Below are 10,876 nucleotides of genomic sequence, written 5' to 3' on the forward strand. Positions count from 1 at the left end.
TCATGAACGCTTCTTCCTCGACGATCGCGCGCGGCCCGCGGCTGGCCCTGGCCAGCCTGCCGGGTCAACACACCCTGGCGCTGCTGTGGGCCAACCGCCAGGGCCGGATTGGCCTGGTGCTGATCGGCCTGCACCTTCTGCTGGCCGTCGCTGGCCGCTGGCTGGCGCCCTATGATATCTCCGCGGGCGACAGTCTCGCCTCGCTGCTGCCCCCCAGTGCCGAACATTGGCTGGGCACCGACCAGCTCGGCCGCGATGTCCTCAGCCGCACCCTGGCCGGGGGCCGCGAGGCCATCTACACCTCGCTGCCGGCCGCCGTGCTGGCCGTGGTATGGGGCAGCGCCTGCGGCATGCTGCTGGCCATCATCGGTGGGCGGGTCGAGAACATTGCCATGCGTCTGGTGGACGCCCTGCTGTCGATTCCCTGGCTACTGTTCCTCTTGCTGGTCATCGGCGTGATGGGCCCCGGCCCACTGGTCTTCATCCTGACTCTGGGCATCTTCTATGGCGTGGCGGTGGTGCGCGTGATGGTCACTGCGTGCCGCGAAGTGCTGTGCCTTGACTATATACAGGCCGCACGGCTGCGCGGCGACAGCCTGATGCGTCTGCTGTGGCGCGAGATCAAACCCAACGTGCTCGACACCATCCTCGTCGAGCTGGCGATGCGCTGGTCCTGGGCATTGCTGGCCTTCAGCTCGCTGTCGTTTCTCGGCTTCGGCGTCTCCCCGCCGACCCCGGACTGGGGACTGATGGTCGCCGATGGCCGCGGCTTCATGTCGTTTGCGCCCTGGGCCGTGCTGCCGCCCATCGTGGCGCTGTCCAGCCTGATCATCGCCATCAATCTGGTCGCCGACACCCTGGCCAAGACACTGGGCATCGACCGTGCGGGGCGCCCCGAATGATTCCGAACTCCAAAGGTGACGCCATGACGGACAACACCGTGATCCGCGTTCGCGATCTCAACATCGGCTTTCATGATCGCCAGCAGATCTGGCGACCCGTGCTGCGCGGTATCGACCTGAGCCTGGGCCAGGGCGAGATTCTGGGTCTGGTGGGCGAGTCCGGCAGCGGCAAGAGCACCTTGGCCACGGCCATGCTGGGTCTGTTGCGTCGGGGCAGCCTGGTGCGCACCGGCGAGGTGAGTGTCGCCTCACCTGCGCCCGCCTCTGGCTCCACTTCTGCCACTGCCTCCACCTCTGCCACTGCCTCTACTTCTACTTCTACTTCTACTTCTACTTCTACTTCTACGAGTCATGAACCTCTTCACGACGAGCTCCGCCAACTGAGCTTTCATCATCAACCGGGGCGCTGGCTGGGCGAACTCAGGCTCGGGCTGGTGTCTCAGCATGCCGAAAAGGCCATGACGCCCCATCTCACGCTCGGCAGCCTGCTGTGCGAGACGCTGCTGTCACAGGGCGTGAAAGGAAAGGCGGAACGCGAACAGCAGGCAGTGGCATGGCTGCGACGCGTCCACCTCCCTCACCCCGAAGTGCTGATGCAGCGTTATCCGCACCAGCTTTCCGGCGGACAGCAGCAACGCGCCAGTCTGGCGCTGGCCCTGGCGCAACGCCCACGAGTGCTGGTGATGGATGAGCCGACCACCGGACTGGATGCCAGCACCCAGAATGAGATTCTGGCGCTGTTGGCCTCGCTGCGCGCTGAGCTGGGAATGAGCATCGTCTTCGTCAGTCATGATCTGGGCGCGGTATCTCACCTGTGTGACCGCGTCGCGGTGATGTACGCCGGTCAACTGGTGGAGGTCGCCGCGACTCGCGACTTCCTGAACGGCCCGCGCCACCCCTATGGTCACGCGCTGCTGGCCGCGACGCCGGGCAGTCAGTGCTATCGACCTGACGCCGCGCTGGAAGGCACGCCACCCCTGGTGGGAAGCGCCATCAAGGGCTGTGCCTTTGCACCGCGCTGCCCGCGCGCAAGTGTAACGTGCCGTGACAGCGTGCCGAGCTGGCAAGGTCGCTACGCCTGTCATCATGCGCTGGAAGGTCACGCAATGGCGGCAAAGGCGAGCGGGAAAAGTGCGGAAAGACCCCAAAATACGAAAAGTGACGCAGCAACCGATGAGCGGGCCGATCGCGTAAAGAGCGACTCGCAGTCAGCCACGTCGCTGGACATCGCGCCGCTGCTGGCCGTGGAGTCGCTGAACCTGTGCTATCGCATGCCCGGCTGGCTGGCGCGCCTGCGCGGTGAAACGCCGGCACTCACCGTCAGCGATGTGGCATTCTCGCTCCAGCAAGGCGAGACGCTGGCCTTGATCGGCGAATCCGGCAGCGGCAAGACCTCGATCCTCAAGGCGCTGGCCGGCCTGCTCTCCCCCGTCTCCGGGCAGCTCAGTTTGCGTCAGGAGCCCTTGGCGGGATTGGTCGCCGAGCGGCGTCCGGTGCAGCGTCAGAAGATCCAGTACATCTTCCAGCATGCCAGCACAGCACTGAATCCTCGTCTGACCGTGTTCGAATCTCTCGCACCGGTGCTGTCTCGCTGGTTCGATCTCAAGGGCGATGGCGCCCGCCAGCGTGCCCAGTCATTGTTGGAAGAGGTGCGCCTGCCCGCGCTCTATCTCGACCGTCTGCCCAGCCAGCTGTCGGGGGGCGAGCAGCAGCGCGTCGCCATCGCCCGAGCGCTGGCCGCCGAGCCCGACATCCTGCTGTGTGACGAGATCACCTCGGCGCTGGATGTCTCGGTTCAAGCCGCCATCATTCGCCTGCTGCAACGCCTCAAGCGTGAGCGCGGCCTGAGCCTGGTCTTCGTCACCCATGACCTGGGGCTGGTCAGTCATTTCGCGGACCGCGTACTGGTGCTGCGCAATGGCCGCACCGAGCATCTGGGAAATGTCGCAAGCCTCGCCACAGGGGATCTGCCACCCTATGTGCAAACCCTGATGGAGGCCAAGCTGGTCGCGGCATGACTCGGCTTTCTGTCCCACCATTCTGTCCCGCCCGCCTGTCCCGGCTGCCTCTCGCCGCTGCTGATTACCTTCATGCAACGAAAAAAGCCCGCCAATGGCGGGCAGGGAATGTCGGGACAGGACATTCAGGACAGGAAAGCGTTTGAGCAAGGGCTCTGCAGTTGACGATGAGTGCGCACTTCCACACTGGCTTCCACTCAGCCAAAACACTTGCTCAAGCGTTCTTCTCTCTCACGTGTTCTTCTCTGGGACACTGACCATCATGACGCGACACGATGGTCAGTGGGTCCATTCAGCAACTGACAGGGGCAAGTCGATGGCATATCGGCATCCTTGGCTGTCTTGCAGAGTCGGAGGATGTTCATCCGCCGACGAGAGATCATGCGCTTTCGTTCAAGGCATGCTCGACGCGTGTGGCAGAGACACTCTTGCCAGCATCGTTGACGTAAACCGCCGAATCGCTCGCCAGTGCGCGGGTGGTACCCTGAATGCCGGCGTTGCTGATGGACTTCTGGACGCGGCTGGCAGCGACACTCATGCCGGTTTCCACGACATCATCGTGATGCAGCGCGGCTTGCTGAGTGACCGGCTGTGCCTGGCCCATGATCACGCGATCACTGAGGGTGGCACGGACGCGGGCATCGGCTTCGCTGTCATTGGCAGAAGCCACGCCAGTGGCGGCAACGGACAGTGCGGCAATGGCAAATAGAGACTTGAGGGATTGCATGGGGGTTCTCCTGTCGAAAAAGGTCATGTCAGTGCAGACACCTGGCCTGCAAGCGCCTGACGCAGACGTCGGGCGTCTCAGACGTTGACGTCGCTCACGGCGTGACGAACACGGGTGCCGGCAACGCTATCGCCGGAATCATTGGCGACATCGAATTCCTGCAGATGGATGGAGCGATCATGGCCACGGATCTCGTCGTCACCGGATGCCACCTGGAAACGGCCAGCAGCGGTGCTCATGCCGGTTTCCGCGAAGGTCGCCTGGGCGGTCGGAGCTTGCTGGGCAGAGCCATGGATGACGCTGTCACTGACGTTGTGCTGGACGCGCTTGGCAGCCGGGCTATCGTCGGCGGCGAAGGACGCGGTGCTGACGGTGGCGAGTGCGGCAGCGGCGATCAGAGTCTTGAGAGTGTTCATGGTGTATCTCCTCGATAAAAAGCAAAGCGATGATCAGACCCGGCAATCCAGGTCAGGCTTGACGATGGTTCAGACGTTGCTGTCGTTCAGGGCGTGCTGGACGCGAGTCGCTGCGACACTCTTGCCGGCATCGTTATCGAATGCCTGGCTTGCCGTGGCCACGGTGTGCGACTGACCCCGGATGCGATCGGCACTGATGGACTGCTGAATGCGACCTGCCGCGACGCTCATGCCGGTTTCCGCGAAGCTGGCTTGCTGGGTAGCGGCTGGCTGAGCGGTGCCGACGACGACGTCCTGGCTGATGGACTGCTGGACACGCTGGGCGGCCGGGCTGTCATCCGCGGCGAAGGTGGCGGTGCTGACGGTAGCGAGAGCGGCGGCGGCGATCAGAGTCTTGATGGTTTTCATGATGAATCTCCTCGATGAACAAAGTGGTCAGTGGGCGTGAGCGCCCGGGCAAGAGGCTGAATGACTCAGACGTTGCTGTCGTTCAGGGCGTGCTGAACACGGGTGGCAGCAACACTCTTGCCGGCATCATTGTCGAAGGCCTGCTCGCGGCTGACGGTGGCCACACCCTTGCCTTCGATGGCGGACTGACTGAGAGCTGTCTCGACACGGCCCGCGGCAACGCTCATACCGGTATCGGCGAAGGCAGCCTGGGCAGTCGGTGCCGGCTGGGCAGCGCCGACGACGACGTCCTGACTGATGGACTGCTGAACACGCTGTGCGGCCGGGCTGTCATCCGCGGCGAAGGAGGCAGTGCTCACGGTTGCGAGAGCGGCGGCGGCGATCAGAGTCTTGAGGTTCAGAGTTTTCATGATGATTTTCCTTTGCTTGTCCTGGGCGATGTTGCCCTTGTGATGTCGTGTGCAGTCTCGGCTGCACCCGTCTAACTTGTTAACAGACTAATGATTATTGCGCTATCACACTAGCCGTGTCGCTGGCAGCTCACTGTTTCCATCAAAGAACCAGATTGCGATGCCTTGTCATTGCCTCGGTACCCGTAAGTGATGAAGTCCCTCACCATGCAAAACCCTTGCAAGCTTTTTGCATCACTTCTGTACAACCAAGAAGGTGCATGTCGCCAGTGATCGAATGTCGATCAGTCACTCAGGTCTGCTCCGGTACCGCTGCCTGACACTTCAACTTTGGTCGCGATCATGAGGAAGGCATTCGTCAGCAATATGTCTTTCTACCCTGCTGAAACCCTCACTGTTGTGCTTGTAGAGTCTTACGCTTGCGCCAACGGGTTGGATGCATGCCATCTTCAAAAAAGTGGTGCCGTCTTGACAGACGCCTGCCATCGACCGAATCCAGACTGCCGTTTCGTGCAATGTGGAATGAGCGCATTGTGGACGAAACCCGCCACGCGAGATATCCCTCCACCGGAACAGCATTGATTCCAATCACGAACCAATGCATCGCCCACCTGAACGGCTGAACAGACACCCATCTACGACTTTGGTAATAAGCATAGGATTATCAACCGCTTACGGGGTTCGTGAACGCCCCCTCAAGTCACCTGCTTCAAGCGCTCCCTGCACCTCTGCGTTCCCCTTCATCGCGACGGGCGATAAAAATTGTTGTCCAGACACGAAAACGCGGAGCCATTGGAAGATGGCTCCGCGCTTTTCATGCTGCTGCATCGCGATTCAATAACCCGGGTATTTCTCCCAGACCCACCGTTCATCCTTGCCACCGCCGTTGGTGTAGAGCTCCCAGCGCGGACAATCGTGGAGATCCTGCCCGATCTCACCGATGACATCTCGCAGTTCAAGTGGGGCCAGCCAGTCACTCGGTATCACTTCTTCTCCCCATTGCGCCCCGAGCAGATTGCCCGTGATGGCGCCCGTAGAATCAGAATCCCCGTCGTGATTGACCGCCAGCTGAATCGCGGAGCGGAAATCCCGCGCCGTGAGTGCGCAATACACGGACATCGCCAGGGCCTCTTCCGCGATCCAGCCCAGTCCCAGCATCACGACAGCCACCTGCGGCGCAGTGCCGGACTCGGCAAGCTCGCGGGCTTGCTGCAGCGCCTGCATGGTCTCTTCGCAGCCCGGCTTGCGCTCGAGAATGCGCATGGCGTGCGAAAGTGCCTGTGCCATCGAATCCCCCGCCACCAGGCATTGGATCATCACCGCCAGCACGCCGCCCGTCAGCTGGCCGGTCACATGCCCATGGGTCAGCGCGCAGACCTCTTCCCCGAGTGCGAAGCACATCTCATGGGAGGCTCCCATCACATGCGCGAACAAACCAATCGGCGCGACGCGCATCACGCCGCCACAGCCCTTGCTGTCATTCTGCGCAGTGTCACTGTAGCAACGCACCTGCTTTAACGCTGCCAGACATGTCATGCCCGGGGCGCGGCGCGAATGGAGCTCGCCTTGCTTGATCAGCCAGCCACTGTCCAGCCATTCCTGCTCGGTATCCTGCCGCGAGCGTTCACCCTGGGTGTAAAGCCAGCGTTCATAGGCACTGTTGACCAGACTGCCTTGCGTCGTGATGCCTCTCAGACAGCCACGCACATGACTGCGCAACAGCCCCTCAGCGGTAAACAGCGTCATCTGCGTATCATCGGTAATCCGCCCCAGCCCACCGTAGGCTGGGGCATAGTCACGTATGCCATCACTTCCAAAACGTGCCTGGATCTCCTCGTGTGACAGGAATTCCACCGGCGCCCCCAAGGCGTCACCCACCGCACCACCCAACAGGCAACCACGAAACCGCGATGTCATCTCAAGCGTCATGTGCCTCTCCCCTGCGTGACCTTCAGGTGACGTCAGCCACCCTCACGACACCTTACGCTATCAGCATCTGCGCATTTGCTGAAAAGCAGGCTCAACCAGTGGTGCGCATAATCAGGCAGCACTGGATGAGCGCTCAGCATTGGCAGGCGTGAAGTAGGTAGCGCCGGTGAAAAGGCCGACAACAGCCACTTTCATACAATAACGGCCGCCCAAGAGGCGGCCGTTCTGTTTTCTGCCGTCACGACGTCATGCCGTCGTGACTTCCTGCAGCAGGATTTTTTCAGCGATCACTTCGCTGCTCGGCCTGCTGGGATGTTCATGAGGCCAGCTTGAGGATATCGTCATACAAGGCTCTCGACAGCGTGACGCCCTCTTCTTGATGTACCTGGCGAGCCTTGAAGCGGCGCTCGGAGGAAAGACGCGCCCCCTGCTGCTTGACCAGCTCGAACAGCCTTTCAGAGCGCAGCATGTGCTGCTGAGTACTGCCGCCAGTGAGGCGCGCGGGGTCGATCGCGATGATCAGCTCACCATGATACGGCAGGCTGCCCTTGCCTTGATCGTGCTCGCTGGACTCGATACTCAGCATGTCACCGATCAGCGGCCCTGCGATCAGCTCGATCATGATCGCCAGCGCAGAGCCCTTGTGGTCACCAAAGGGCAGCATCGCGCCATGATCGAGCACTTCCGTCGGGTCCTGTGACGGCTCACCCTCTCGATCGACACCCCAGCCGAGCGGGATCTTGTCCCCCTGACGACGATGCAGCTCGATATCGCCGCGCGCGATGGCACTGGTCGCGAAGTCGAATACGTACGGGTTGCCATCCCCACGCGGCCAGCCGAAGGCGATGGGGTTGGTACCCAGCAACGGCTGGCTGCCTCCATAGGGTGCCATGTATGACTGGGTCGGGTTGCAGGCGATGGCGACCAGCCCTTCCCGCGTCAACCTCTCGATCTCGACCCACAATGCCGTGCCATGCACGCAATGATTGATGGCCAGAATGGCAATGCCGTTGGCTCGCGCCTTGCTGAGCAGTTCAGGTACGCCCTGCTGGAAGGCCAGCGACGAGAAGCCACCCTTGGCATCCACCTTGACGATGGAAGGCGCCGTATCCTCGACCACCGGCACGGCGTCCGGCACCACTCCGCCATTGTTCAGCGTCGCGACGAACCCCATCAGGCGATAGAGCCCATGGGAGCGACAACCGTCCATTTCCGCCGCCACCAGCGCATCACTCATGGCAGCGACGTGTGGCTCACTGAAGCCATGACGGCTCAACACCTTGTGACATAGCGCCTTGAGCGCTGCCCGATCGAGATTGACGTCCATTCCTGCCGCTTCCTTCATTGCATCGCTCATGAGAATTCGTTCCTTTCCAATAAGGTGTCCATCATTTCCATGACGGTCCGCTGATGGCATCAGGCAGCCACAGCGCCAGCCCCGGGAAGACCAGGATCAGCGCCAACACCATCAGCTGCAGGAAGATGAAGGGCATCACCCCCTTGTACATGTGCTTCAGCGTCACTTCAGGAGGCGTGATGGCACGCAGATAGAAGATGGAGGGCGCCAACGGCGGTGTCAGATAACTCGTCTGCATCACGATCAGGAAGGCCACGCAGAACCAGATCTCATCGAACCCGAGCAGGCCGATGACCGGCATCGCCACAGGGATGACGATCAGGACCACCGAGATCATGTCGAGCACGAAACCGGCCAGGAAGGCGATCAGCAGGATGGCGCCAAGAATCAGCCACGGGCTCAAGCCGGTATCCAGCAGCAGCGACTGGACGGTGGCCATCCCGCCGGAGGCGAAGAAGACGCCCGCGAACATGTTGCCGCCCAGCACGATCAGCAGAATCATCGCGGTGATGTTGAGTGTGCGTATCGCCGCGTTCCACAGGATGGACAGCGTGAGATTGCGATACCCCAGTGCCAGCAATACGGAGCCGAGCGCCCCACAGGCTGCCGCTTCCGTCGGCGTGGCGATGCCCATCAGAATCGTGCCCAGCACCACCAGAATCAGACTCATGGTCGGCAGCAGCGCACTCAGGGTAATGGTGAGCAGCTTGCCCCACCCCGGATGCTGCTCATCTTCCTTGAGTCGCGGCGCAAGGGCTGGCTTCAGCGCACAGACCACGACGATATAGAGGAGGAACAGCAGCGCCATCAGCAGGCCCGGGATCAGCAGACCACTGAACAGTGATCCGACTGAGACACCCGCGACAGGCCCGAGAATGACCACGGTAATGGAAGGCGGAATCGCCGTGCCCAATGAGCCACTGGCACAGATAGTGACGGAGATCAGCGACTTGTCATATTGGTGCTTGAGCATGACAGGCACCGCCAGCATGCCGATCACGGCCTCGGTGGCCCCGACGACACCACTGGCAGCGGCGAAGATGGTGCCCATGATGACCGCGCCGACGCCCAGTCCGCCGGGCATCCGGCGTGTCCACAGATGGATGGCCCCGAACAGTCGCTCGGCAATGCCGGAATTCTCGAGCATCGCGCCCATGAAGATGAACAGGGGCACGGCAGCCAGAATGGAGTTGGACGCCGTGTCCTCGATCTTGGTCAGCAGTTGATAGGCCGCGGCATCCCCGAACTGGGCAACACCAAAGACGGTAGCGACGACGATCATCGAGAAGGCGATCGGGAAACCGAGCACGATCAGCGCGATGAGCGCAGGGAACATGATAAGGGCAATGAAGTCGCTCATGAGGACACCTCCGCGCCATGATCATGGCCCAGCAGTGTGCTCCAGAGTTTCAATATCTCCGCGATCACCTGCAGCGTCAGATAGACAAAGCCCAACCACCACACGCCGAAGACCGGCCAGATCACCGGATTCCAGGCAGAACGTCCGGAGCGCTCATTGCTGGAGAACGCCTCGAGCGCATAGAACCAAAGCTCCCAGACAAGCCACATCAATACCGGCAGCAATACCGCATAACAGGCCAAATGAACTCCCGCCTTGAGACGCGGTGCAAAATTCTGGCTCAACACATCCACACTGACGTGCTGGCCGACACGCAGGGCATTGGCCATGCCAAGCATGAAGATGGCACCCATCACCATGTAGCTGACTTCATACGCCCACAAGGTGGGCCTTCCCAGCACATAACGACTGAAGACTTCATAGACCAACGCAAGCACCAGCGGCAGTATCAAGACTGCCCCCAGATACCCGGCCCAGCGGGTCTGGCGCTCAATGACAGCGACGATTTTCATGGCAACTCACCAAGCTGACGACAAGGAAAGAGCCCGGGCGATACAGGTATCGCCCGGGCCAGGGACATCATTCAGGAGGACTCAGCGCCCCATTTCCCCGATCGGCAAACGGTAGTCCTGCCAGGTCGTCATGTTCTGCTTGAAGGTACGTTGCGACTCGAGCACACGTGCGAACCACTCGTTCTCGCCCGCCTTCTCGTCTTCCCAGGCGCGCGTCTCGTCGTAGATGGCATCGATGAAGGATTGGTCCAGCTGCACGATTTCGTTGGGGCCTTCCTCCAGCTCCTTGAAGGCCTTGAGATCGGCAAAGGAGCTATCCAGCCAGGACTCGAACACGCTCAGCTTGCCCGCGAGGCGCAACTGGCTCTGCTGGGCTTCGCTCAGGCCGTCCCAGGCCTCGACATTCACTTCACACTCAAGAATGCCGCCCGACTGATGGATGCCGGGCAAGATGACGTACTGCGCCACATTCTGGAAACCGGTCGGCTTGTTGAGCTCAGGACTTCCCCACTCCGCCGCATCGATCACCCCCCGGTCCAGCGCCGTATAGATGTCACTGCCGGCCATCACCACGGTGGAGGCACCCAGCCGCGAGGCGATCTCCGCCCAGGCACCGGAGGTTCTCAGGCGCAGGCCCTGGAAGTCTTCAAGCGTCTGCACCTTCTTGCTCGAGTGCAGGAATATCTCGGTGCCCAGAGTCGAGCACGGGAAGGCCACGACGCCGAATACCTCGCGACGGAAGGCTTCATAGAGCTCTGTAGTGGTCAAGTGCTTTTGGCCACCGAGCTTTGAGCATTCCAGTAGTTCTTTTCTGCCAAATTCGGCGGTATCCCATCG

The 10,876-nt window shown here is 61.3% G+C and carries 11 protein-coding genes; 2 read left to right on the forward strand and 9 right to left on the reverse strand.

The genetic code is table 11. The features are described 5' to 3' along the window. The first annotated feature begins 2 nt into the window (after positions 1-2). Both QQF40_RS15945 and QQF40_RS15950 read left to right on the forward strand, forming a co-directional pair. On the forward strand, positions 3-902 hold the full coding sequence (locus tag QQF40_RS15945; RefSeq protein WP_176676832.1) for an ABC transporter permease: 900 nt from the start codon (positions 3-5) through the stop codon (positions 900-902). Between the two features lie 23 nt (positions 903-925). Further along, complete coding sequence (locus QQF40_RS15950) at positions 926-2,920, forward strand: ABC transporter ATP-binding protein (RefSeq protein WP_285461915.1); 1,995 nt, start codon at positions 926-928, stop codon at positions 2,918-2,920. 379 nt (positions 2,921-3,299) lie between these two features. Here QQF40_RS15950 and QQF40_RS15955 read toward each other — a convergent pair whose 3' ends face one another. The 9 genes from QQF40_RS15955 to QQF40_RS15995 form a co-directional block, all read right to left on the reverse strand. Further along, positions 3,300-3,647 (reverse strand): hypothetical protein, encoded by a 348-nt coding sequence (locus tag QQF40_RS15955; RefSeq protein ID WP_253061867.1) that lies wholly within the window; start codon positions 3,645-3,647, stop codon positions 3,300-3,302. Positions 3,648-3,724: 77 nt separating this feature from the next. Continuing rightward, positions 3,725-4,063: a hypothetical protein gene (locus QQF40_RS15960; RefSeq protein WP_043332307.1), complete on the reverse strand. Its 339-nt coding sequence runs from the start codon at positions 4,061-4,063 to the stop codon at positions 3,725-3,727. 69 nt (positions 4,064-4,132) lie between these two features. Then, positions 4,133-4,471: a hypothetical protein gene (locus QQF40_RS15965; protein WP_285461916.1), complete on the reverse strand. Its 339-nt coding sequence runs from the start codon at positions 4,469-4,471 to the stop codon at positions 4,133-4,135. A gap of 65 nt (positions 4,472-4,536) precedes the next feature. Beyond that, positions 4,537-4,881: a hypothetical protein gene (locus QQF40_RS15970; protein WP_285461917.1), complete on the reverse strand. Its 345-nt coding sequence runs from the start codon at positions 4,879-4,881 to the stop codon at positions 4,537-4,539. An 834-nt stretch (positions 4,882-5,715) separates the two neighbouring features. Continuing rightward, positions 5,716-6,810: an ADP-ribosylglycohydrolase family protein gene (locus QQF40_RS15975; RefSeq protein WP_285461918.1), complete on the reverse strand. Its 1,095-nt coding sequence runs from the start codon at positions 6,808-6,810 to the stop codon at positions 5,716-5,718. 316 nt (positions 6,811-7,126) lie between these two features. Next, the gene (locus tag QQF40_RS15980; protein ID WP_285461919.1) at positions 7,127-8,167 is read right to left on the reverse strand and encodes an Ldh family oxidoreductase; all 1,041 of its coding nucleotides are present in this window, start codon (positions 8,165-8,167) and stop codon (positions 7,127-7,129) included. Between the two features lie 31 nt (positions 8,168-8,198). After that, the gene (locus tag QQF40_RS15985; RefSeq protein WP_285461920.1) at positions 8,199-9,527 is read right to left on the reverse strand and encodes a TRAP transporter large permease; all 1,329 of its coding nucleotides are present in this window, start codon (positions 9,525-9,527) and stop codon (positions 8,199-8,201) included. After that, complete coding sequence (locus QQF40_RS15990; protein WP_285461921.1) at positions 9,524-10,039, reverse strand: TRAP transporter small permease subunit; 516 nt, start codon at positions 10,037-10,039, stop codon at positions 9,524-9,526. The genes QQF40_RS15985 and QQF40_RS15990 overlap by 4 nt, the downstream gene beginning before the upstream one ends. An 81-nt stretch (positions 10,040-10,120) precedes the next feature. Next, positions 10,121-10,807 carry a type 2 periplasmic-binding domain-containing protein gene (locus tag QQF40_RS15995; RefSeq protein ID WP_285461922.1) on the reverse strand — a complete coding sequence of 229 codons (687 nt, stop codon included), beginning with the start codon at positions 10,805-10,807 and terminating at the stop codon, positions 10,121-10,123. Between the last annotated feature and the right edge of the window lie 69 nt (positions 10,808-10,876).

It is taken from the genome of Cobetia sp. LC6 (assembly GCF_030264805.1).
Taxonomy (GTDB): domain Bacteria; phylum Pseudomonadota; class Gammaproteobacteria; order Pseudomonadales; family Halomonadaceae; genus Cobetia.

What these genes read in the sequence shown, in the direction of transcription:
- QQF40_RS15980 (WP_285461919.1), bottom strand. Translation starts at nt 8,167, where the DNA reads ATGAGCGATGCAATGAAGGAAGCGGCAGGAATGGACGTCAATCTCGAT.
- QQF40_RS15970 (WP_285461917.1), bottom strand. Translation starts at nt 4,881, where the DNA reads ATGAAAACTCTGAACCTCAAGACTCTGATCGCCGCCGCCGCTCTCGCA.
- QQF40_RS15965 (WP_285461916.1), bottom strand. Translation starts at nt 4,471, where the DNA reads ATGAAAACCATCAAGACTCTGATCGCCGCCGCCGCTCTCGCTACCGTC.
- QQF40_RS15990 (WP_285461921.1), bottom strand. Translation starts at nt 10,039, where the DNA reads ATGAAAATCGTCGCTGTCATTGAGCGCCAGACCCGCTGGGCCGGGTAT.
- QQF40_RS15950 (WP_285461915.1), top strand. Translation starts at nt 926, where the DNA reads ATGACGGACAACACCGTGATCCGCGTTCGCGATCTCAACATCGGCTTT.
- QQF40_RS15960 (WP_043332307.1), bottom strand. Translation starts at nt 4,063, where the DNA reads ATGAACACTCTCAAGACTCTGATCGCCGCTGCCGCACTCGCCACCGTC.
- QQF40_RS15985 (WP_285461920.1), bottom strand. Translation starts at nt 9,527, where the DNA reads ATGAGCGACTTCATTGCCCTTATCATGTTCCCTGCGCTCATCGCGCTG.
- QQF40_RS15955 (WP_253061867.1), bottom strand. Translation starts at nt 3,647, where the DNA reads ATGCAATCCCTCAAGTCTCTATTTGCCATTGCCGCACTGTCCGTTGCC.
- QQF40_RS15975 (WP_285461918.1), bottom strand. Translation starts at nt 6,810, where the DNA reads ATGACGCTTGAGATGACATCGCGGTTTCGTGGTTGCCTGTTGGGTGGT.
- QQF40_RS15945 (WP_176676832.1), top strand. Translation starts at nt 3, where the DNA reads ATGAACGCTTCTTCCTCGACGATCGCGCGCGGCCCGCGGCTGGCCCTG.